22 protein-coding genes and 1 other annotated feature are annotated in these 21,851 nt (G+C 47.0%); of the genes, 21 read left to right on the top strand and 1 reads right to left on the bottom strand.

What is annotated here, in order from left to right; genetic code table 11:
- Positions 1-33: 33 nt before the first annotated feature.
- From MLD56_RS16620 to MLD56_RS16550, 15 genes are all read left to right on the top strand, one after another.
- On the top strand, positions 34-798 hold the full coding sequence (locus tag MLD56_RS16620; RefSeq protein ID WP_029517750.1) for a cell division protein FtsQ/DivIB: 765 nt from the start codon (positions 34-36) through the stop codon (positions 796-798).
- A gap of 199 nt (positions 799-997) precedes the next feature.
- Positions 998-2,269: a cell division protein FtsA gene (ftsA, locus tag MLD56_RS16615; protein WP_029517749.1), complete on the top strand. Its 1,272-nt coding sequence runs from the start codon at positions 998-1,000 to the stop codon at positions 2,267-2,269.
- Positions 2,270-2,336: 67 nt separating this feature from the next.
- On the top strand, positions 2,337-3,461 hold the full coding sequence (gene ftsZ / locus MLD56_RS16610; RefSeq protein WP_013311084.1) for a cell division protein FtsZ: 1,125 nt from the start codon (positions 2,337-2,339) through the stop codon (positions 3,459-3,461).
- 188 nt (positions 3,462-3,649) lie between these two features.
- Positions 3,650-4,636 (top strand): sigma-E processing peptidase SpoIIGA, encoded by a 987-nt coding sequence (gene spoIIGA / locus MLD56_RS16605; RefSeq protein WP_029517748.1) that lies wholly within the window; start codon positions 3,650-3,652, stop codon positions 4,634-4,636.
- Between the two features lie 105 nt (positions 4,637-4,741).
- A complete protein-coding gene (gene sigE, locus MLD56_RS16600; protein WP_176715674.1) occupies positions 4,742-5,482 on the top strand; it encodes an RNA polymerase sporulation sigma factor SigE in 741 nt (246 codons plus the stop codon).
- A 96-nt stretch (positions 5,483-5,578) separates the two neighbouring features.
- Positions 5,579-6,361 carry an RNA polymerase sporulation sigma factor SigG gene (gene sigG, locus MLD56_RS16595; RefSeq protein ID WP_007431182.1) on the top strand — a complete coding sequence of 261 codons (783 nt, stop codon included), beginning with the start codon at positions 5,579-5,581 and terminating at the stop codon, positions 6,359-6,361.
- Positions 6,362-6,474: 113 nt separating this feature from the next.
- Positions 6,475-6,819 (top strand): YlmC/YmxH family sporulation protein, encoded by a 345-nt coding sequence (locus MLD56_RS16590; RefSeq protein WP_185156367.1) that lies wholly within the window; start codon positions 6,475-6,477, stop codon positions 6,817-6,819.
- A gap of 82 nt (positions 6,820-6,901) precedes the next feature.
- A complete protein-coding gene (gene pgeF / locus MLD56_RS16585; RefSeq protein WP_029517745.1) occupies positions 6,902-7,786 on the top strand; it encodes a peptidoglycan editing factor PgeF in 885 nt (294 codons plus the stop codon).
- Between the two features lie 8 nt (positions 7,787-7,794).
- Positions 7,795-8,496 carry a YggS family pyridoxal phosphate-dependent enzyme gene (locus MLD56_RS16580; protein ID WP_029517744.1) on the top strand — a complete coding sequence of 234 codons (702 nt, stop codon included), beginning with the start codon at positions 7,795-7,797 and terminating at the stop codon, positions 8,494-8,496.
- Positions 8,487-8,939, top strand: coding sequence for a cell division protein SepF (locus MLD56_RS16575; protein WP_013311078.1), 453 nt, complete (start codon positions 8,487-8,489; stop codon positions 8,937-8,939). The genes MLD56_RS16580 and MLD56_RS16575 overlap by 10 nt, the downstream gene beginning before the upstream one ends.
- Before the next feature lie 7 nt (positions 8,940-8,946).
- The gene (locus tag MLD56_RS16570) at positions 8,947-9,204 is read left to right on the top strand and encodes a YggT family protein (protein WP_029517743.1); all 258 of its coding nucleotides are present in this window, start codon (positions 8,947-8,949) and stop codon (positions 9,202-9,204) included.
- A gap of 8 nt (positions 9,205-9,212) precedes the next feature.
- Positions 9,213-9,995, top strand: coding sequence for a YlmH family RNA-binding protein (locus MLD56_RS16565; RefSeq protein ID WP_029517742.1), 783 nt, complete (start codon positions 9,213-9,215; stop codon positions 9,993-9,995).
- Between the two features lie 171 nt (positions 9,996-10,166).
- On the top strand, positions 10,167-10,676 hold the full coding sequence (locus tag MLD56_RS16560; protein ID WP_023989434.1) for a DivIVA domain-containing protein: 510 nt from the start codon (positions 10,167-10,169) through the stop codon (positions 10,674-10,676).
- 167 nt (positions 10,677-10,843) lie between these two features.
- Positions 10,844-11,125: a binding site (T-box leader), on the top strand.
- A 78-nt stretch (positions 11,126-11,203) separates the two neighbouring features.
- A complete protein-coding gene (gene ileS, locus MLD56_RS16555; protein ID WP_029517741.1) occupies positions 11,204-14,293 on the top strand; it encodes an isoleucine--tRNA ligase in 3,090 nt (1,029 codons plus the stop codon).
- Positions 14,294-14,478: 185 nt separating this feature from the next.
- On the top strand, positions 14,479-14,826 hold the full coding sequence (locus MLD56_RS16550; RefSeq protein WP_029517740.1) for a DUF5665 domain-containing protein: 348 nt from the start codon (positions 14,479-14,481) through the stop codon (positions 14,824-14,826).
- Positions 14,827-14,848: 22 nt separating this feature from the next.
- On the opposite strand, the gene MLD56_RS16545 is transcribed toward MLD56_RS16550, so the two are convergent.
- A complete protein-coding gene (locus MLD56_RS16545; RefSeq protein WP_029517739.1) occupies positions 14,849-15,583 on the bottom strand; it encodes a TraR/DksA C4-type zinc finger protein in 735 nt (244 codons plus the stop codon).
- Between the two features lie 235 nt (positions 15,584-15,818).
- On the opposite strand from MLD56_RS16545, the gene lspA reads away from it, so the two are divergent.
- The 6 genes from lspA to carA all read left to right on the top strand — a co-directional run bounded on the left by lspA (position 15,819) and on the right by carA (position 21,851).
- On the top strand, positions 15,819-16,316 hold the full coding sequence (gene lspA, locus MLD56_RS16540) for a signal peptidase II (protein ID WP_029517738.1): 498 nt from the start codon (positions 15,819-15,821) through the stop codon (positions 16,314-16,316).
- Between the two features lies 1 nt (position 16,317).
- On the top strand, positions 16,318-17,289 hold the full coding sequence (locus MLD56_RS16535) for an RluA family pseudouridine synthase (protein ID WP_029517737.1): 972 nt from the start codon (positions 16,318-16,320) through the stop codon (positions 17,287-17,289).
- Positions 17,290-17,793: 504 nt separating this feature from the next.
- A complete protein-coding gene (gene pyrR, locus MLD56_RS16530) occupies positions 17,794-18,360 on the top strand; it encodes a bifunctional pyr operon transcriptional regulator/uracil phosphoribosyltransferase PyrR (protein ID WP_029517736.1) in 567 nt (188 codons plus the stop codon).
- Positions 18,357-19,271, top strand: coding sequence for an aspartate carbamoyltransferase catalytic subunit (locus MLD56_RS16525; RefSeq protein ID WP_023989427.1), 915 nt, complete (start codon positions 18,357-18,359; stop codon positions 19,269-19,271). Before pyrR ends, MLD56_RS16525 begins: the two co-directional genes overlap by 4 nt.
- Before the next feature lie 59 nt (positions 19,272-19,330).
- Positions 19,331-20,653: a dihydroorotase gene (locus MLD56_RS16520; protein WP_029517735.1), complete on the top strand. Its 1,323-nt coding sequence runs from the start codon at positions 19,331-19,333 to the stop codon at positions 20,651-20,653.
- A 61-nt stretch (positions 20,654-20,714) separates the two neighbouring features.
- On the top strand, positions 20,715-21,851 hold the full coding sequence (gene carA, locus MLD56_RS16515) for a glutamine-hydrolyzing carbamoyl-phosphate synthase small subunit (protein WP_029517734.1): 1,137 nt from the start codon (positions 20,715-20,717) through the stop codon (positions 21,849-21,851).

The raw sequence follows: 21,851 nt of genomic DNA, 5'->3' as shown, positions 1-21,851 counted from the left end.
CGGGGGGACAAAAGGCTTTTGTGGAGAGAAGCTATGCCAAATGCTCAAATACCTGTTCTTAGAAAGAACAGAACGAAAAAAAGAACAAGCCGGAAGATTACTATTCTTCTCATTTTGTTGTTTATCGTATTGCTCGCTGTTCTCTTTTTCCGTTCTTCGTTGAGTCGGGTTTCTGAAATTCGTTTTGATGGTAATGTATTTTCGACCCGAGACCAGCTTCTTAACCGAAGCGGTCTGGCTGTTGGAGATCAGTATTTCGGAGTCAGTTCATCTGACATCTCTGAGAAGTTGCGAGAAATTCAATCGATACAGCAAGTCACAGTGGACAAGCAGTTTCCGGGTATTATTGCTATTCACATTAAAGAGTTTGCTACGGTCGCTTACGAGTTGCAGAGTGACGGGAGCCTTCGTGCTATTCTAGCGAATGGGACAAGCGTGGGCGTGGGGAGTAGCGGAATAGCCGTTGAGAAGCCTATTTTGACCAAATGGAAATCTGATGATCCGTACAAAGCGAAGCTGTGTGATGCTTTATCACGCATTCCGGGGGAATGGACTGCCGATATTTCGGAAATCATTCCTGCGCCGATTCCTTCTTTTCCGGACCGCATCAAAATGTACACACGTTCCCAGTTTGAGGTTATAACAACCGTTTCTCTACTGAATTCTAAAATCAGCTATTTGAATCAGGTGCTAGAAACAGAAGATCCAGGTTTGATCACCATGTTGGAGGCGGATTCCTACGTTCCGTTCAAACCAGATACGAGTGAAGAGAGCCAAGAAAAAGATACTACTCAGTGATGTGAAAAAATGCTAGAATTGATTTTATGGGTAATAGACTTGCCTCCTTCTTTTTTCTTCAAATTTTTATGTGACTGCAACCATAAATTGGCTTCTAAAAAATTTGTAGAAAAAAGAGGGAAAGCATGGAGTTTGTTGAATATGTACAGAGTGTGTTTAAAGAACGAAATTCATTTTGGAGTCAGGAGGTGCCACAGACTTGAGCAACAATGACATCATTGTTAGTTTGGACATCGGTACATCCAAAGTTCGGGCTATTATTGGGGAAATGAATAATGGAACCTTTAATATTATTGGAGTTGGATCTGCCGACTCGGAAGGGATTCGCAAAGGTGCAATTGTAGACATTGATCAAACCGTGCAATCAATCCGTAACGCCGTGGATCACGCAGAACGCATGGTTGGTATTCAAATAACAGAAGTGTATGTGGGGATTTCAGGCAATCATATTGGCCTGCAAAATAGTCATGGCGTAGTAGCCGTGTCCAACGAGGACCGTGAAATCGGTGAGGAGGACATTGAGCGTGTACTGAAGGCAGCTGAAGTTATTGCCGTACCACCGGAGAGAGAAATTATTGACGTGGTAGCCAAGCAGTACGTCGTTGATGGCCTTGAAGGCATTCAGGACCCTCGCGGTATGATTGGAGTTCGTCTCGAAGTAGAGGCTACGATTGTTACTGGAGGCAAGACCCCGATACATAATCTGTTGCGCTGCGTTGAGAAAGCTGGCTTGAGGATTAAAGATCTGGTCTTGCTGCCTCTTGGAGCCGGACAATTGTCTCTTTCGAAGGATGAAAAGGTGATGGGTTCAGTTCTGGTGGATATTGGTGCAGGTTCTACGAATGTTGCCATTTTCCAGGAAGGAACGATTGTTGCCACATCAACACTTCCGATTGGTGGAGAGTTTGTAACCAATGATATTGCCTACGGACTGAGAACCCTTACCGATCAAGCCGAAAAAGTAAAGCTTAAATACGGCTGCGCATGGTATGATGATGCGGCAATCGATGTCGTCTTTAAAGTGACACGTATCGGCAGTAATGTGGATAAGGAGTTTAACCAGCAGGATTTGGCTGCTATTATTGAGCCGAGAGTGCAGGAAATTTTTCAACTCATTCAGGCGGAAGTTAAGCGCTTGGGTTACACAGAGCTTCCGGGAGGTTATATACTTACCGGAGGCACCGTCTCCATGCCTGGTGTACTTCAGGTGGCACAAAGCGAACTGGCCGCTTCCGTAAGGATCGCCGTACCTGATTTTATCGGTGTAAGGGATCCGGGCTACACGAGCGGAGTAGGAATCTTGCATAATGCTATTCGTTACTATCGCGGAAGATCGACTAGCGTTAGCAACAGTGGCGGAAGTGCCAAGAAGCCGACTAACCGAACCAAAAGCAGTAGTCCCGTTGCGGAAGGCGAGCAAAAGCAGGGGTTGATTGAACGCTTAAAAAATATGTTCAGTGAATTTATATAACGTTCATTGCTAATTATGCCAATCATGGACGGGCCATCCATGCACATTGAGGGGGAGATGGAATAGTATGTTGGAATTTGATTTTGAAATGGAGAGCTTGGCTCAAATTAAAGTGATCGGCGTCGGAGGCGGCGGCAGCAATGCGGTTAACCGAATGATCGAAAATGGTGTTCAGGGTGTGGAGTTCATTACAGTCAATACAGATGCCCAGGCACTTCATTTAGCGAAGTCTGAGCATAAGCTTCAAATTGGCGATAAGCTGACCCGCGGTCTGGGTGCTGGCGCTAACCCGGATGTGGGTAAAAAAGCGGCTGAAGAGTCGCGTGAGCTCATTATGAATACGCTCAAAGGTGCGGATATGGTATTCGTAACGGCGGGAATGGGTGGCGGTACAGGAACCGGAGCGGCTCCTGTCATTGCTGAAATTGCCAAGGAATGCGGCGCGCTGACCGTAGGCGTGGTAACCCGACCGTTCACGTTTGAAGGGCGTAAGCGCTCCAATCAAGCTGAACTTGGTATTGAGGGATTAAAAGAAAAAGTAGACACTTTGATTGTAATCCCGAATGACCGCTTGCTTGAAATTGTGGACAAGAAAACCCCGATGTTGGAAGCATTCCGTGAAGCGGACAATGTTCTGCGTCAGGCGGTACAAGGTATTTCAGATTTGATCGCTGTACCGGGTCTAATCAACCTTGACTTTGCTGACGTTAAGACGATCATGACGGAGCGTGGCTCCGCTTTGATGGGGATTGGCGAAGCAACTGGTGAAAATCGTGCGGCTGAAGCAGCACGCAAGGCGATCATGAGCCCGTTGTTGGAGACATCCATTGAAGGTGCTCGCGGTGTGATTATGAACATCACTGGCGGCAACAACCTGTCTCTGTATGAGGTTAATGAAGCAGCTGAAATTGTAACATCGGCTTCCGATCCGGAAGTAAACATGATTTTTGGTGCTATCATTGACGAAGAGTTGAAAGAAGAGATCAAGGTTACCGTCATTGCCACTGGCTTTGAAGGCAAGCCAAGTCAACCAGCACCGGGACGTAAACCGGCAGCTAACCCGGCTACTTCTGAATCGGCGGAAAAAGGCTCTCCTAACTTGCGTCCATTTGGTAACACTCAAAGCAGTGATCAATTAGACATTCCTACATTTTTACGTAACCGTTCGCGCAATAATAATAACGATAACTAGTTTCAATTCAGACTGCCCGCATTCTCCCTGGAGATGCGGGCTTCTTTCTGTTTTCCGTATCCTGCAGTTCAGGTGCTTCTCCTCTTTCCGACAAAATTAGTCGGTCACCGTCCCCACCGTTAGACAGACTTTGAACAGCATGACTACTATACTTAAGCCTATCCTGCAAACGCTGGGCGGGTGAAGCCTTGGTTGTTTATATCGACTTGATTTTTTTGGCCAATTTGTTCATTGATGCTGTGCTGCTGATGGTCACCGCTTGGATGAGAAAAATCCGTCCGGTGTGGTGGAGGTTGATGGCTTCAGCTGGAATCGGCGCAATGTACGTGGTCATGATGTTTGTGCCGGAACTGTCCTTTTTATTTACGTTCCTGATCAAACTGGCATTATCGGTCATAATGCTGCTGGTGGCTTTTGGATTTGGCAGCATGCAAAAGTATCTTCGTACAATGGGTGCCTTTTACATGATCAATTTTGTAGCTGCAGGTGGCATTTTGGGGATGCATTATTTTCTCCAAAATACGGGGGAATTGTTTAATGGCATCTGGTACACCGCTTCAGGAGGAATGTCTTTTGAACTGAAAATTGCATTCTGGTTTATTTTATGCGCATTTGGCGGAGTGATGCTTTTCTTTCGAATTGTGCAGTCCTCAAAGCAGCGCACAGAAAGGATGAGTGGGTTTCTGGGACAAGTGCAGGTGTGGATTGGGCAGGATCATATTGAGTGTACAGGCTTGTTGGATACAGGTAACCAGCTCCATGATCCTTTGACCCGAACCCCGGTGATGGTCATGGAGGCAGCATTGTGGGAGTCGTATTTGCCCGCTTCCTGGCTCCAAAAATGTTCTGAGGGTAATGCTGACCAACTGGTGATGGAACTGGGAGACGAATCGTTTAGCTGGCAGGATCGTGTTCGTCTCGTCCCCTATCGTGGAATTAACCGCAGTCATTCCTTTATGCTTGCCCTTAAACCAGACCGGGTAGAGGTGGTGATGAATGGGGTTCATTTTGTACATCATCGAGTGTTGATTGGCTTGGACGGGGGAACATTGTCGGCAGAGGGGAAGTATCGCGCCATCATCCACCCGGATGTGACGGCACAAGAAGGGGGCAGTGCTGATACCAACCAGAAACGAGATGCACATTTGAGTGAACATTTTACAGAATCAGGATGATGGAGCATAACACAAAATGATGTTTGAAGGCGACAAGAAATATCCAATGGTGAAATGCACGGAGCACAGCAGGAATTGCACTATTTTCAAAAGGGGGAGAATGATATGCGGGAACAGATGAAATTGAAGATGAAAATTAGGCTAGCGTTGCAACTGCAATATTATCGTATTTTATTTTTACTTGGGCTGAAAAGTGAAGAAATTTATTATATTGGCGGCAGCGAGGCGCTCCCCCCACCGCTGACGAGAGACGAAGAAGAATATTTGCTGGGAAAACTTTCTTCTGGAGATGCGGCAGTACGGTCGATGCTAATCGAAAGAAATTTGCGGTTAGTCGTATATATTGCCCGCAAATTTGAGAATACGGGCATCAACATTGAAGATCTCGTATCCATCGGTGCTATTGGACTAATCAAAGCGGTTAACACTTTTGATCCGGAGAAGAAAATCAAACTTGCCACCTATGCGTCCCGATGCATTGAGAATGAGATTTTGATGTATTTGCGTCGCAATAGTAAAACAAGAACGGAAGTTTCTTTTGATGAGCCTCTGAATATTGATTGGGACGGTAACGAGTTGTTGCTTTCCGATGTGATGGGGACGGAAAATGATACCATTTACCGTAATATTGAAGAGCAGGTAGACCGTAAATTATTGCATAAAGCACTGGATAAGTTGACGGATCGAGAGCGTTTGATTATGGAGCTGCGCTTCGGCTTACAAGACGGAGAAGAGAAGACACAGAAGGATGTTGCTGACCTGTTGGGTATCTCGCAATCGTATATTTCGCGTCTGGAAAAACGAATAATAAAGCGCTTACGAAAAGAATTTAATAAAATGGTATAATGCATGGGTATATCCGGAAGCGATGGAAACGGCGAATAAAAAAATGCCCTCAGGAGATAATGTACATTAATGTTGCTCCTTGGGAGGTAAGACACGATGACCCGAAACAAAGTGGAAATTTGCGGTGTGGATACCGCCAAACTGCCGGTATTAACCAATGCAGAAATGCGCGAGTTGTTCACATCACTTCAGCAAAATAATGAACGATCAGCCAGAGAAAAATTGGTCAACGGCAATCTCCGACTCGTCCTGAGTGTGATTCAACGATTTAACAATCGGGGAGAGTTTGTGGACGATTTGTTTCAGGTAGGATGTATCGGCCTAATGAAGGCGATTGATAATTTTGACCTTTCGCAAAACGTAAAGTTCTCCACTTACGCGGTGCCGATGATTATCGGAGAGATCCGCCGTTATTTGCGGGATAACAATCCGATCCGTGTATCCCGTTCGTTACGGGATATTGCATATAAGGCGCTTCAGGTGCGGGACAGTCTGACGAATCTGAACTCGCGGGAACCAACGATTTTTGAAATTTCAGAGGCACTGAATGTGCCTAAAGAAGATGTTGTGTTCGCGTTGGATGCAATTCAGGATCCGGTTTCGCTGTTCGAGCCGATATATCACGACGGGGGCGACCCAATCTATGTGATGGATCAGATCAGTGATGACAGAAATAAAGACGTCTCATGGATTGAGGAAATCGCTCTGCGGGAAGCGATGCATCGCCTGGGCCAGCGTGAAAAGATGATATTGTCTATGCGTTTTTATGAAGGAAAGACGCAAATGGAGGTTGCCGACGAAATCGGTATCTCTCAAGCCCAGGTTTCAAGATTAGAGAAGTCGGCTATACAGCAAATGCAAAAACATGTAAAGTCCTAATGAAATGAATGCTTGAATGATTCAGTGACAAAAACGATCCCGGTGCGGATCGTTTTTGCGTTTACAGGACATTTTTTCGGCTCTTTCGCTCATATAGTGAATTAAAGGATGTGATGCGTGTGAGTGCACCGGAAACGTCAGTAAGAGCCATGAAAATTTCCGAGTTTCAAACCAAGGATGTCATTAACATTGTAGATGGGCGACGTCTTGGACAAATCAGTGATCTGGAGATTGACGTACGACAAGGGAAAATTGAAGCTATTGTGGTTCCGGGCAGCAGTCGATTCATGGGCTGGTTTGGAGGGGGAAGCGAATTGGTTATTCCGTGGCGCAACATTGTGAAAATTGGTTCGGATGTTGTGCTTGTTCGATTGGAGGGATTGCATGAGCCACCGGATGAAAGGGAGGAAAAGCCGTATATCGAACGTCAGGAGCGGAATGACCGACGGGTCTTTTGAACAAGAGGGACACGTAATTTAGTATGTTGTGAAGACACAGCGGCGGCTTTTTGGTACACTGGGCAGTAGAGGTGAGAACAAAATGGAACCGTTTATAGTGAATACCGAGGCTACGGGGACTATGCCAATGCAAGATGGCGGACGTCCCGTACCGAAGTTGTTATATATTCAATCTTGGGAGCGGCAGGTTCAGGGATTAACAGCGGGTTTTACAGGTCGTCATGGTGGTGTCAGTGAGGTGCCCTACGCTAGTCTAAACTGTGCGTTTCATGTAGGGGATGACCCCGAGAAAGTCATTCGTAACCGGCGGCTCATTGCAGAGCAACTTGGTTTCGCTGCTGAAGCGTGGACGTGCGGTGAACAGGTTCATGGTCATCATGTTGCTGTGGTCAAGGCTGCTGACCGCGGGCGGGGCTTTCTGGATCGTGCATCCGCTTTTCAGGACACAGATGGACTATTGACGAATGTACCTGGCATTTTGCTGACGTCTTTTTATGCAGACTGTGTACCCTTATATTTTTGTGATCCAGTGCGCCGTGTGATTGGGCTGGCGCATGCAGGCTGGAAGGGAACCGTTGCGGAAATTGCATTGAAAATGGTACAGACCATGCAAAACGAATATGGATCTCAGCCGTCAGATATACTAGCAGCTATTGGTCCTTCCATTGGTTCTGAATCCTATGAGGTGGATGAGCACGTGATGAACCGAATTCGGGTTTTGGAGCATGATTGCCCGGGTAATGATAAATGGGAAGGTTGTGTTTACTTCCCCTTAGCCGACGGTAAAACACTACTTGACTTGAAACAATGCAATCGACACATTATGATGAAAGCAGGAATATTGCCGAGCCATATCGAATGTACTACCTTATGCACGAGTAGCCGTAGCGATTTGTTTTTTTCATATCGCAAAGAAGGCGGCGTCACAGGAAGAATGGCGAGTTGGATTGGTCTGGAAGAGAGGTGAGTCCTCCCGTGTCTTTGGAGGAACGAATTAAAGAGGTGAATGCCCGTGTAGAAGCGGCATGTGCCCGAAGCGGACGTTCGCGTGATGAAGTAAATGTGATCGCTGTCACGAAATATGTTTCGGCGGCGACAATGACATCGGTATTGGATAGCGACTTAGAGCATGTGGGCGAAAATCGCTGGCAGGATGCTGCGGATAAATGGAGTAAGCTGGGTGACCGGGGAACGTGGCATTTTATTGGTCATCTCCAAACGAATAAGGTTAAAGATGTAATTGGAAAATTTAAATTTATACATTCGCTTGACCGCTTATCACTCGCTCAGGAATTGGATAAGAAGGCAGCTGCTCTGGGACTGCGAGTTAAAGCTTTTGTGCAAGTCAATATTTCTGGGGAAATGTCCAAATATGGCTTGTCCTCTGAGGCGGTTGTCCCCTTTTTGGAACAAATTCGCGAGCTGGAACATGTGGACGTGATTGGCTTGATGACAATGGCTCCTCATGAGGAAGACCCGGAAAAAACTCGGCCTGTATTTCGGGGATTGCGTGAATTACGGGATAGGTTAAATGGACAAGCCTTGACCAGAGAACCCATCGTTCACTTGTCTATGGGGATGTCCAATGATTTTGAAGTGGCGGTTGAAGAAGGAGCGACCTGGTTGCGGCTTGGTTCCGTACTGGTCGGACGAGAGGAGGATTTCCATTGGGCGTAATGAATAAGTTCATGAACTTTCTGGGGCTTCAGGAAGAAGAGGAAGTTATAGAGCGAGAGGTTATGAATACGCCGGAAGATCAAGAAATTGAAACCCCAAGCTTTGATAAACGTAAGAACCAGAAGGGCACTAATGTTGTCAGCATCCATTCACAGAAAAATGTGAAAGTTGTCCTGTATGAGCCGCGTTCTTATGATGAAGCACAGGAAATTGCCGACCATATCCGTTCCCATCGCACCGTCGTTGTCAATTTGCAACGAATTCGCAAGGATCAGGCGCTACGCATTATTGATTTTTTGAGTGGTACTGTGTATGCATTGGGTGGTGGTATTTCCAAGGTCGGGAATAATATTTTTCTGTGTACACCAGATACGGTTGAGATTCAAGGCTCTATTACGGAAATACTGGCTGACACTGAACAAGAACTTAACAGAATGAGGTGAACTTTTCTTGATCGAGGTAATTTACTGGCTATTTCAGATTTATTCGTACATGATCATTGCATATGTTCTACTGTCATGGCTTCCTAATGCCAGAGAGAGTGTGATTGGTGATTTACTAGCCAAGTTTGTGGAGCCGTATTTGTCTCCTTTTCGCAGGTTTATACCGCCAATCTTCGGGATGATTGATATTTCACCTATCGTTGCGCTGATTGCTCTGCGTTTTGCGTCGTACGGTTTGATTTCTTTAATTGGTAAGCTCGTCTAGGAGGAGTTATGCGAACTGAGATTTATGAGCATTTTCACCCGGATGAACGGGATTATGTGGATCGTGCTTCCGAATGGATCAGTCATGCGGGGGCTTATCATGAGCAGAAGCTGACTGATTTCTTGGACCCGCGCCAACAGTACATATTGGAGACACTTGCTTCGAAGGAAGACAAGGTCACGATTAGGGTAGATGGCGGATACATGGCTTCGGAACGAAAGCGGGCGCTGATTGCGCCCGATTATTCGTATTTGGACGGTGAGGAGATGGGGATTCAGGTCCTTTCCATCACATCTGACGATCTTAAAATAGGTACCCTTGAGCACGGTGATTATCTAGGTGCCCTACTGGGACTTGGAATCAAACGTGGGAAAATTGGAGATATTCATGTACTAGATGATGGGTGTCATGTATTGGTAGCTTCAGAGATCGGTAATTTTATGACGATGCATTTGCAGCAGGTACACCGTGTTCATGTATGGACAGAACTATTGCCTGTAGCGAGTCTGCGAACGAAGGAAGTTGCATTAGAGACGCTAGACCTGACGGTCGCTTCTTTGCGTCTGGACGGTATTGCTAGCGATGTGTACAAGCTAAGCCGCAGTAAAATATTAACACCGATTCGGGCGGGACGGTGCAGGGTAAATTGGAAGGTGGAGGAGAATCCATCCACTCCACTTAAAGCTGGAGACGTTATTTCCATGCAGGGTTTTGGGCGTTTCAAAGTGCTTGAAACAGACGGGATGACAAAAAAGGGAAGATTCCGTGTCAAAATTGGTAAGTTTGTATAGCTGTAGGCAGGAATCACGAGCTTTCTGTCGAAAGAATTAAGCTATAGCGAAGAACTGGAACGATTTTGCTCTGTACAGTATTCACAAAACGGGGTATGATGACCGATAGATGATAGTGAGCGTCGTGACGCGGAAAATGTATTTTTGTCAATCTTATAGGAGGTGGACGGCATGCCATTAACGCCATTGGATATACATAACAAGGAATTTGCCCGCCGGCTTCGCGGTTATGATGAGGATCAGGTTAATGAATTTTTGGATCAGGTGATCAAAGATTACGAGGGCGTTATTCGTGAAAATAAAGAACTGAGCACCGAGTTGTTGAACGTACAGGAGAAGCTCGATCATTTCGCGACCATTGAGGATACGCTGAGTAAGACGATTATCGTAGCGCAGGAAGCCGCAGATGAAGTTCGTAACAACGCCAAGAAAGAATCCCAACTGATCGTGAAGGAAGCGGAAAAAAATGCGGACCGTATTGTGAACGAAGCATTGTCCAAATCCCGCAAGATCGCGTTGGAGGTTGAAGAGCTGAAGAAGCAGGCATCGATTTACCGAGCACGGTTTCGTACACTGGTGGAAGCACAGCTTGACTTGTTAAGCCAAGACGGCTGGGAAGCTCTTGAAAACCGGGAACGCGAAGTACTGGAGCGCGAGCGTGAGATGAAGGAAATTTATTAATTTCATTTCTGACAAGCTTTTATTAGACGTTGTTAGGGTTGACTTTTCACTTTAAACAGGCTATAACTGTAAATACTATACTGAATTCAATGATTATCCGTCCGTCGGCTGATGGTTGTTATTCAAGGTAACGATGTTGCTGTTTAATATTCGATGAATTTAACATGTTTAATTCGTTGATGGGAACGAGTACGTCATGATTTGTCCCTCAGAGAGTTGGCCTTCCGGTGCAAGCCAACGTTCAGAACATGACCGAAGATCCTCCCGGAGAAGTGAGCTGAAGCGCTTAAGATGTATGGCGTGTGTAAGCAATCACCGTTTGCCATGCGTTATAATGGCGCCCTGCTGTAGTTGAGTGGGGCTCAGAGAGCCGTGATGAGACTGTATTTTTAGAATGGTCTATTTTTACGGAATCAGGGTGGTAACGCGAGCACAGTCTCGTCCCTTTACAGGGATGGGGCTTTTTTGTTGCTTTTTTTAGGAAATGCTAGGGAAATCAATGATGAGCAGAGAGGGAGTATGACAGTATGAACAGAGTGGATGTTAAAGAAAAAGCACGGTCCCGTGACCTGCGCATCCTGAGCAAATGGAAGCAGGAGGACACATTCCGTAAATCCATTACAAATCGTGAAGGAAAGCCAAATTTTGTGTTCTATGAGGGCCCACCAACAGCTAACGGTAAACCGCATATCGGTCACGTGCTGGGCCGTGTAATTAAGGATTTTGTGGGCCGCTATCAGACAATGAAGGGATACCGCGTCGTACGTAAGGCAGGCTGGGACACGCATGGCTTGCCGGTAGAATTAGGTGTACAGAAGCAACTGGGGATCTCCCATAAACCTGAAATTGAAGAATACGGCGTTGAAAAGTTTATAAAAAAATGTAAGGCGAGCGTGTTTGAATACGAGCAACAATGGCGTGATCTAACCGAAGCGATCGGATACTGGACAGACCTCGATAACCCGTACATTACATTGGATAATAACTATATCGAGAGCGTATGGAACATTTTGGCGACCATTCATGAAAAAGATCTGCTGTATCGTGGTCATCGTGTGAGTCCGTATTGTCCGGATTGTCAGACAACGCTAAGTTCTCATGAAGTAGCGCAGGGCTACAAAGATGTAAAGGATCTGAGTGCCACGGCCAAATTCAAGCTGCATAGCAGTGGTGAATATGTACTGGCTTGGACGACAACACCTTGGACCTTGCCGAGTCACGTGGCGCTTGCCGTCAACCCTGAACTGGAATATGCACGTGTGAAGCAGGAAGACGGTGTATACATCGTTGCTAAAAATCTGGTTGAAGACGTCATTAAAGGCGAGCATGAAGTAATTGGCACGCTATCTGGTTCAGAACTGGTTGGCCAAACCTATACCCCGCCATTTACGTATTTTCAGGCTGAGAAGGGTAATCAGATTCTGGGTGCGAAGTTTGTAACAGATTCCAGCGGTACAGGTATCGTTCATATGGCTCCAGCGCATGGTGAAGATGATTACCGGGTATGTCGTGAAAATGGTGTTGAGTTCATCAACGTGGTGGATCTTCAAGGTAACTATGTAGAGGAAATCACTGATTTTGCAGGTCGTTTTGTGAAAGACTGTGATGTAGATATTGTAAAAATGCTGTCCGAAAAAGGCCTGCTGTACAGCAAGGAAAAATACGAGCATAGCTATCCGTTCTGCTGGCGTTGCGATACTCCATTATTGTACTATGCTATGGACAGTTGGTTTATCAAAACAACTGCGATCAAGGATCAACTGATTGCCAACAACAGCGAAGTCGAATGGTATCCGGGTCATGTACGTGAAGGACGTTTTGGCAAGTTTTTGGAGGAACTGGTGGATTGGAACATCAGTCGTGATCGCTATTGGGGTACACCGCTAAACATCTGGGTTTGTGAGGAAACTGGAGAACAGTTTGCTCCGCATAGTATTGCTGAATTGAGGGAACGTGCGATTGGCGACGTACCAGCGGACATCGAGCTGCACAAACCATATGTAGATGATATTAAGGTTCGTAGCCAATGCGGTAAATACGAAATGACTCGTACACCGGAAGTGATCGACGTATGGTTTGATAGCGGCTCCATGCCGTTTGCACAGCATCATTATCCTTTTGAAAATAATGAAACGTTCGAGCAACAATTTCCGGCAGATATGATCTGTGAAGGGATTGACCAAACTCGTGGCTGGTTCTATAGCTTGCTTGCGGTTTCGACTATGCTGACTGGCAAAGCTCCTTATAAAGCTGTCATGGCGACAGGCCATGTACTGGATGAGCAAGGGCAGAAAATGTCCAAATCAAAGGGTAATGTTATTGATCCGTGGGAAGTGATTGACGAGTATGGTACAGATGCTTTCCGCTGGGCATTGTTGTCCGATAGTGCACCATGGAATAGCAAACGTTTTTCCAAAGGAATCGTAGGTGAGGCTAAATCGAAGCTGGTAGATACGCTTGTGAATACACATGCTTTTCTGACCTTATATGCGGATATCGACGGATTTGATCCGGCACAGCACCCGTTCAAACCATCGGCTCATAAGTTGGATCGCTGGATTTTGTCCCGTCTGAACAGCCTGATTTTGGTAGTGGACAAAGCGCTGGCTGTAAATGACTTCCTGAACTCATCCAAAGCAATTGAGTCGTTTGTGGATGAGCTGAGCAACTGGTATATCCGTCGTTCACGCGACCGATTCTGGGGCAATGGTCTTACAGAAGATAAGCTGGATGCATACCGTACACTGACTGAAGTGCTGTTAACGACTGCCAAACTGCTTGCGCCGTTTACACCACTGCTTGCAGAGGATATTTACCTCAACCTGAGTAACGGGGAAAGTGTTCATCTGGATGATTATCCGACTGCCAATGAATCCTTGATCGATCTGGAATTGGAACGAGATATGGAAACGGCACGTCGTGTCGTTGAATTGGCGCGTAACGTCCGCAACGAAACGGGTTTGAAAACGCGTCAACCGTTGTCCGAGTTGATTCTATCCATGGATCAAGATTTTGAACTGAGTGGCTATGAGGAGATCATCAAAGATGAGATTAACGTGAAGCATATTCATGTTGAGACGGACGATAGCGGCTTTGTAGATTTTACACTGAAACTGAATTTGAAAGTAGCAGGCAAGAAATACGGCAAAAATGTCGGTTTCCTACAAAACTTTTTCAAAGGAATGTCTGCTGAGGATACCCGTACTGTTGTAGAACAGGGAATGTTAAATGTCGCTTCTCCAGAAGGTGAAGAGCTACAAGTTACAGCTGAAGAATTGCTGGTAGAGAAAAAAGCGAAAGAAGGCTTCGCTTCTGCTTCCGGTTATGGCTTAACGGTAGCGTTGAACACGGACATTACACCGGAGCTGGAGCAAGAGGGCTGGGTACGTGAAGTGGTTCGTGCGGTACAGGATTACCGTAAAAAACTGGATCTGCCGATTGAAAAGTATGTGGCATTGACGTTGGATGTAGATAACGAGCTGCGCCAGGCCATCGCAAGCTTTGACACTGTGTTGCGTGAGAACGTATTGGTTACGACTGTGACATTTGGTCAAGCCGAACCGGCAGAACATGTGGAAGTGAACGGTAAAACCATCGGCGTTCATATTGGGGAATAATTACAAGCCCCCTGTCCCATAATACAATAACAGGCAGCATATAAAAACGAGCCTAAGCATCGGAAACGGGTTTTCTCCGTTACGTGCTTCGGCTCGTTTGCTGCGTTCAGGGCAGCCATGGGAAAAGGGGGATTGTGCACATGACGGCACGATCAAGGCGTAGACAGAAGAGGAGTCTCCGAGGGATGAACGGAGAAGGAGCTGCCATAGCCACAGATAAAAGCAAAATAGGTAATCAGACAGAGCGATTAAGTCGTGTTGAAAAGCTGATACGTGCTGTCTCAGAGCAGATGGAACGGACACGTATTGCAGATTACGCTTTGCTGTTGAATAAGCCTTGGCGATTGCTCTGGCTAAATCTAATATCAGGCGTTTCCCGGGGAATCGGCATTGCGCTAGGTTTTACTTTTTTTGCCGCTACCATTATTTATGTGCTGCAAGTGCTCGGAGCGTTGAATTTGCCGATTATCGGTGATTATATCGCTGATATTGTACGGATCGTACAACGACAATTGGAGCTTACTACCTATTAGGAAGCGATTTCCACCTTGAAGTTCACGATTCGTCTTCGTGCGTATCCGGCTCCAGTAGACCTTCGCCCTCGCCATCTTCGATATAACGCTGATAAATGGAGCTGCGAATAACAGATACATTTTGTCCATAAATGTCAGTAGCAACAAAGCTTTCGTATGGTTCTACGAAGCCCATATTATCGTCGCCTGCTTCAATTCCCATATCATCATAACTGTGGATTTCTCCGCTTTCGGCCATGGCTGGGGTGTTAGATGTACCCCAATTTTCGACGATCTGCCAGGCATCTTCACCGTCGAAGCCATTTTGATCATCACGCTCATCCAGACTCGTTCTGCCGAACGAGGGAGCGAGAAATTCTTCCTCCACTGGGCGGCGGTTAGACACTTCTGTTTCGGGACTGTACTCTTTGCAGTAAATGGTATAGGGAACAGCCAGTAGCCGTTCATAGGGAATAGGTTTACCGCTGGCGGCGCAAATGCCATAGGTCCCCTTGTCCATTGCCATCAAGGCTGATTTGATACGTTCCAATTGAAACTCATCATGCTCCAATAAGGAAATATCTTTGGCTCGCTCGTAGGTTTCGGTAGCCAGATCGCCTGGATGGTTATCAATGGGAGAAAGCTCACCGGTTTGATCGCGCTGTGAATCACCGAGTCCGTAATGGTCGTTGTTTTGCAAGCGGTGCTCAATTTCCTTTTTGCGTTCCAGCAGTTCGTTACGCAGGCCCTGCAATTGTTGCTCCGTCAATGGGGACATGGAATCCTCTCCTTGTTCTAGGTTTCATGCGTATGCGTTGTGTCGAGTATGCTCCTTGTAGTTTGCACCGGGAAGACCTCTTTTACATAGGAAATTCTAATCAAATGCGAAGGAGTTCATTTTATGGATGGTCTGTGCTTGATAGCTTGCGGGTTTCGTGGACGATCTGAGAACGCTTATGCTACAATAAATGGGTTCAACAACGGATATAAGCGGATCGGAGTGACGAAGGACTGTGATTTATTTTGGTATTGCGCTAATAATTTTTTTGATTGATCAGGGAGTCAAATATTTGGTGGCTACACGAATGGAATTGTACGAACAAATACCAGTCATCGGCAATTTCTTTTTAATCACCTCCCATCGTAATCGTGGAGCCGCTTTTGGGATTTTGGAAGGTCAACGTTGGCTTTTTATCGTGATTACAATTGTAGTGGTGATCGGTATCGTCTGGTATCTGCGAAAAACAGTTAAGGCTGGACAAAAGCTACTTCCTGTTGCGCTAAGTTTAGTGCTGGGAGGAGCAGTCGGTAACTTTCTGGATCGGGCTATTTCAGGGGAAGTGGTTGATTTTGCGCAATTTAATTTTGGAAGCTATACGTTCCCCATTTTTAATGTGGCAGATTCGGCAATTGTCATCGGTGTAGCATTGATTATTTTGGATACATTGCTGGAATCGCGTCGGGAAAAGGGAAATGGCAATGGCAATGATAGCATCGAAGGGAAGTCATAGCATGAGCGAAGTGAATGAAAATGGCGAAGCCGCAGGTCTGTCTTATGAGGACGAACTGGAGGGTGAATCTCTGGAATGGACAGCGGCTTCCGGGGATGCCAAAACGCGTATTGACAAATATATCGCCGAAGAAATGAAGGAAGTGTCTCGTTCTCAGATACAGCTGTGGATCGGAAATGGTCGTGTGCTGGTGAACGGTACGACAATTAAGGCGAACTACAAGCTGGCTGAAGGAGACCGGATTGTATTATCAGTACCGGAAGCAGAAAGTGTAGATATTGTTCCAGAGAATATTCCGTTGGATGTCGTTTACGAGGACTCGGACGTTATTGTTATTAACAAGCAACGTGGTCTGGTCGTGCATCCTGCACCGGGACACTCTTCGGGAACATTAGTTAACGCACTGATGTACCACTGTCACGATCTTTCGGGCATTAACGGGGAATTACGTCCTGGTATTGTTCACCGTATTGATAAGGATACATCAGGACTGCTGATGGCGGCTAAAAATGATCAGGCTCACGCATCACTTGCAGCACAGCTTAAGGATCATAGTGTGACTCGGAAATATATAGCCTTAGTTCACGGTCATTTGAGCCACGATCAGGGAACGGTAGATGCTCCGATTGGCCGTGATTCGGGTGATCGCAAATTGTTTACAGTGACGGAACGTAACAGCAAGCATGCCGTCACCCATTTTCTCGTCATTGAACGATTGGGGGATTATACCCTCCTTGAACTTCAATTGGAAACAGGACGAACACATCAAATTCGTGTTCACATGAAATTTATTGGACACCCATTGGTTGGTGACCCTATGTATGGGCGCAGCAAAGGGGTTCGTATGGATGGTCAGGCGCTGCATGCGGCGGTACTGGGCTTTAAGCACCCATCCACTGGAGAATACATGGAATTCAGCAGACCGATTCCTCCTGATATGGAGGATGTGTTAGCATCCTTGCGTAGTCGTTAAAACAATGGTGATTTGCATTCCTATTCACAAACCTGAATAAATTATTAAGTTAAACCGCCTAAATGGCGGTTTTTTTATTGTGAGACAAGGCATGGGTAAAAACAACTATGGATAATTATACAATGACATTGTATAATTATTAGAGTGCTTCCGGTGGTTCCGGTTGAACGGGTGTTGACACACGATTTTCAATCTGTCATACTTCTTGTAGTTGCGATGAACTTTGTCCAAGAGATGGCTAACCATCTCACACTATGAGAAGCAGGACAAAGGAAATCCTGAATAGCACCTTTAAATCAGTCCCGTGAGGCTGGCAAGGTAACGTGAATGGATCACTGATCAGTGCATCCGCTGCGGCGGTATGTCTTCAGTGTGTCCGAGAGATCGGAGAACAGTAGAAGACTGTTCACACGAGACTCCTTGCCAAACTTGGGCAAGGAGTCTTTTTTGTATCCGAACACGGGACCAGGTCTGAAGGGAACATCACCTGAGGAGGCTGGAAGCATGAGTAATGAAACACATGTACTGATGGATGAAATTGCGATTCGTCGGGCATTGACACGGATTGCACATGAAATTTTGGAGAAAAACAAAGGTATTGACGATTGTGTGCTAGTAGGTATTCGAACACGCGGAGTTCATCTGGCGCAACGCCTGGCTGAAAAAATTGCTGAGATTGAAGGCGCACCAATTCCATGGGGAGAGCTGGACGTCACAGCCTACCGGGATGACCGGAACAGCGTAGCCGAAGCTAAAGGAAATGGAAAAGAGCTTTTGATGAATCCTGCTGACGTATCGGTTCATGATAAGAAAGTCATTCTCTTTGACGATGTGCTGTACACAGGCCGCACCATCCGCGCGGCGATGGATGCATTGATGCACTGCGGACGACCGCAAATGATTCAGCTGGCAGTACTAGCGGATCGCGGACACCGTGAGCTTCCGATTCGTCCGGATTACATCGGCAAGAACATCCCGACCTCCAAATCTGAGGAAATCGTAGTAGCCCTTCAAGAGACGGACGGTAAGGACGAAGTGACAATCATTCAGAACCGGGGGGAACAGCTATGATCACCACAGCCAGTCAACTTAAAGAACGTAGCCTACTCGGGTTAAAGGAACTCAGCCGAAATGAAATCGAGTCCATTCTGGATCGCGCTCATTATTGGGAATCTCAACCAGAAAAACTGGTTCCAGTACTGCAATCACGCTTTGCGGCCAACATGTTTTTTGAAAACAGCACTCGTACCCGCTTTTCTTTTGAAATGGCAGAGAAGCGGCTGGGCGCTCAGGTTTTGAACTTTTCCGCTGCGGCTTCCAGTGTGGAAAAAGGGGAGTCCATTTACGATACAGTACGTACGCTCGAATCCATGGGCATTGATGCAGGAGTCATCCGGTTAAAGCCAGCCGGAGTGCTGCAAGAGCTCGCTGAGAAGGTCAGTGTCCCACTGGTTAATGCGGGGGACGGCAACAATGAGCATCCAACGCAGGCTCTGCTGGACCTATACACCATGCGCAAAACTTTCGGTGAGCTTAAAGGCTTGAGAGTGTCCATCATAGGAGATATTCTGCACAGCCGTGTCGCTCGCTCGAATCTGTGGGCCTTGCAAAAATTCGGAGCCAAGGTAAGCTTCTGCGCTCCTGATAATATGCAAGCACCTGATCTTGCGGCCTACGCGCCTTATGTTCCGATGCAAGAGGCACTACAAGCGGACGTGGTCATGATGCTTCGGGTACAGCTGGAACGGCATGCCGAAGGGATGTTGCGCTCAGCGGATGAATACCGAGAGCAGTACGGTTTGACAGAGAAAAGAGCAGCGAACCTGAAGCCCGGAACGATTATCATGCATCCAGCTCCAGTGAATCGGAATGTGGAAATTGATAGTGCAGTTGTGGAAAGCGAACAATCGCGAATTTTTCCTCAAATGGCAAACGGGGTTCCGATCCGCATGGCGGTTATGGAACGGGCAATGAAGCTGTAGAAGCTGTCAGTAGGATCGTAGGGAAAAGTTGCAAAAAACTGAGCGGAGGAATATTTCAGATGAAACAATTAATTATGAATGCAAGCGTATTGAACGAGCAGGGCGAGGCTGAATTGAAATCCATCCTAATCGCCGACGGAAAGATTTTGGCTATCGCAAGTGCGGATGCTGGAATCAGCCTACTTATGGAAGAAGGCGCATCTGGGCAGGAGCGCGAAGTCGAGAAAGTTGACGCCCAGGGGAAGCTGGTCATCCCCGGTTTAATCGACATGCATGTGCATCTGAGAGAACCCGGCTTTGAATATAAAGAAACGATTGAAACGGGTAGCCGCGCGGCGGTTAAAGGCGGATTTACGACGATTGCCTGCATGCCAAATACACGTCCAGTGACGGACAATGTGGACACAGTTCAGCTGGTATTGAAAAAGGGACAGGAAGCGGGGCTAGCCAAGGTTCTTCCTTACGCAGCCATCACGAAAAACGAACTGGGTCGTGAGCTGACAGATTTTGAAGCGCTCAAAGCAGCAGGTGCCATCGGCTTTACTGACGATGGTGTCGGGGTGCAAAGCGCGCAAATGATGAAGGACGCCATGACGCGGGCCAAAGCACTGGATATGCCGGTTATTGCACACTGTGAGGATAACACACTTGTTGAAGGAGCGGCAGTGACGGACGGCGAATTTGCCAAGCGCCACGGGCTTAAAGGCATTCCGAACGAATCTGAAGCGATTCACGTCGGACGGGACATTTTACTATCCGAGGCAACCGGGGCACACTATCATGTATGCCATGTCAGCACGGAGCAGTCAGTGCGGTTAATCCGCCATGCGAAATCTTTTGGCATCAAGGTAACGGCTGAGGTATGCCCGCACCACTTGGTATTGTCAGATGAGGATATCCCTGGGCTGGATGCGAACTGGAAAATGAATCCTCCGCTACGCTCCCCGCGTGATGTGCAGGCATGCATCGAGGGACTGGAAGACGGTACGATTGACATCGTCGTAACCGACCATGCAGCGCACAGTGAGGAAGAGAAGGCAAGGGGGATGGAGCTGGCGCCATTCGGGATCGTTGGATTTGAGACGGCCTTCCCGCTGTTGTACACGAAATTCGTAGCTACCGGACAGTGGACGCTGGACTTTCTGGTGCGTCGTATGACTGCTGATCCAGCGCGTGTCTTCCGCCTTGATACGGGACGCCTGGAAGAAGGGGCTCCAGCTGACCTGACCATGATTGATCTGGAGCAGGAGCAGGCAGTTGATCCGCAAACGTTTGCCAGCAAAGGACGCAACACTCCTTTTACAGGCTGGAAGCTCAAAGGCTGGCCTGTGAAAACTTGGGTAGATGGCAAACTGGTATGGTCTGCTGACGAAGCAAAATAAATAGAAACCACTAAAAAAATAGAACCTTATAGCAGGAAACAATATAGAGGAGTGAGACGGGATGCAGGCAAGATTGTTACTTCAGGACGGCACGCTGTTTACAGGCACATCATTTGGTGCGGAAGGTGATAAAACAGGCGAGGTCGTTTTCAACACAGGGATTACAGGCTATCAAGAGGTGCTTACTGATCCCTCTTACTGCGGACAAATCGTAACGATGACTTACCCGCTGATTGGCAACTATGGAATTACTCGTGATGACTTTGAATCGGTACGGCCTTATGTCCATGGCTTTGCTGTTAGACATTACGAGCCAGCGCCAAGTAACTGGCGTGCTCAATACAGCGTGGGCGATTTGCTGAAGGAATATGGCATCATTGGCATTAGCGACATCGACACCCGCATGCTTACCCGGATTATTCGCCATCACGGCACGATGAAGGGCATTTTGACGACTGGTTCCCAGCCGCTGGAAGAACTGAAAGAAATGATGTCTGACTTGACCATTGAAGAACTGCGCAATCAGGTTCCTATGACTTCTACACCTCATCCGTACAGCAGTCCTGGCAACGGAGAGCGGATCGTATTGATTGACTACGGTGCAAAAAGCGGCATTTTGCGCGAACTGAATAAACGGGACTGCGATGTAGTTGTCGTTCCACATGATACGACGGCTGAGGAAATTCGTCGCTTGGACCCGGACGGTATTCAGCTGTCTAACGGCCCTGGAGATCCAAAAGACGTACCCCATGCCGTTAGTACGGTAGCAGAACTGTTAGGGGAATATCCGATTTTCGGAATTTGCTTGGGACACCAGTTGTTCGCTTTAGCTTCGGGAGCGGATACGGAAAAGCTGAAATTCGGACATCGCGGTGGTAACCATCCGGTGAAAGAACTGGAGAGCGGACGCTGCTTTATCACATCACAAAATCACGGCTACACGGTGAATGAGGATTCGATCCAAGGTACTGAGCTTGAAGTGACGCATATTAATAACAACGATAAAACGATTGAAGGTCTTAAACATACCAAGTATCCCGCGTTTTCGGTGCAATATCATCCAGAGGCTGCACCAGGACCTTACGATAATGGTTACCTGTTTGACCGCTTTCTGGACATGATCCGTGAGCACAAAAGAAATTATCCAAAGCAACCGCGTCAGGCTGCTATCGCCGCCGCAGTGAGAGGAGAGCGCTAA

The sequence above is a fragment of the Paenibacillus peoriae genome, from assembly GCF_022531965.1.
GTDB classification, from domain to species: Bacteria; Bacillota; Bacilli; order Paenibacillales; family Paenibacillaceae; genus Paenibacillus; species Paenibacillus polymyxa_D.
Note: the sequence above shows the minus strand (reverse complement) of the source record. Positions and strands in the feature narration are given on the sequence as shown.

Bases quoted from the DNA above. Each gene is read 5' to 3' on its own strand.
- MLD56_RS16535 (WP_029517737.1), top strand. From the start codon at position 16,318: ATGAGCGAAGTGAATGAAAATGGCGAAGCCGCAGGTCTGTCTTATGAG.
- MLD56_RS16560 (WP_023989434.1), top strand. From the start codon at position 10,167: ATGCCATTAACGCCATTGGATATACATAACAAGGAATTTGCCCGCCGG.
- ftsZ (WP_013311084.1), top strand. From the start codon at position 2,337: ATGTTGGAATTTGATTTTGAAATGGAGAGCTTGGCTCAAATTAAAGTG.
- sigE (WP_176715674.1), top strand. From the start codon at position 4,742: ATGCGGGAACAGATGAAATTGAAGATGAAAATTAGGCTAGCGTTGCAA.
- MLD56_RS16525 (WP_023989427.1), top strand. From the start codon at position 18,357: ATGATCACCACAGCCAGTCAACTTAAAGAACGTAGCCTACTCGGGTTA.
- pgeF (WP_029517745.1), top strand. From the start codon at position 6,902: ATGGAACCGTTTATAGTGAATACCGAGGCTACGGGGACTATGCCAATG.
- sigG (WP_007431182.1), top strand. From the start codon at position 5,579: ATGACCCGAAACAAAGTGGAAATTTGCGGTGTGGATACCGCCAAACTG.
- carA (WP_029517734.1), top strand. From the start codon at position 20,715: ATGCAGGCAAGATTGTTACTTCAGGACGGCACGCTGTTTACAGGCACA.
- MLD56_RS16550 (WP_029517740.1), top strand. From the start codon at position 14,479: ATGAACGGAGAAGGAGCTGCCATAGCCACAGATAAAAGCAAAATAGGT.
- pyrR (WP_029517736.1), top strand. From the start codon at position 17,794: ATGAGTAATGAAACACATGTACTGATGGATGAAATTGCGATTCGTCGG.
- MLD56_RS16520 (WP_029517735.1), top strand. From the start codon at position 19,331: ATGAAACAATTAATTATGAATGCAAGCGTATTGAACGAGCAGGGCGAG.
- MLD56_RS16545 (WP_029517739.1), bottom strand. From the start codon at position 15,583: ATGTCCCCATTGACGGAGCAACAATTGCAGGGCCTGCGTAACGAACTG.
- MLD56_RS16590 (WP_185156367.1), top strand. From the start codon at position 6,475: ATGCGTGTGAGTGCACCGGAAACGTCAGTAAGAGCCATGAAAATTTCC.
- MLD56_RS16565 (WP_029517742.1), top strand. From the start codon at position 9,213: ATGCGAACTGAGATTTATGAGCATTTTCACCCGGATGAACGGGATTAT.
- MLD56_RS16620 (WP_029517750.1), top strand. From the start codon at position 34: ATGCCAAATGCTCAAATACCTGTTCTTAGAAAGAACAGAACGAAAAAA.
- ileS (WP_029517741.1), top strand. From the start codon at position 11,204: ATGAACAGAGTGGATGTTAAAGAAAAAGCACGGTCCCGTGACCTGCGC.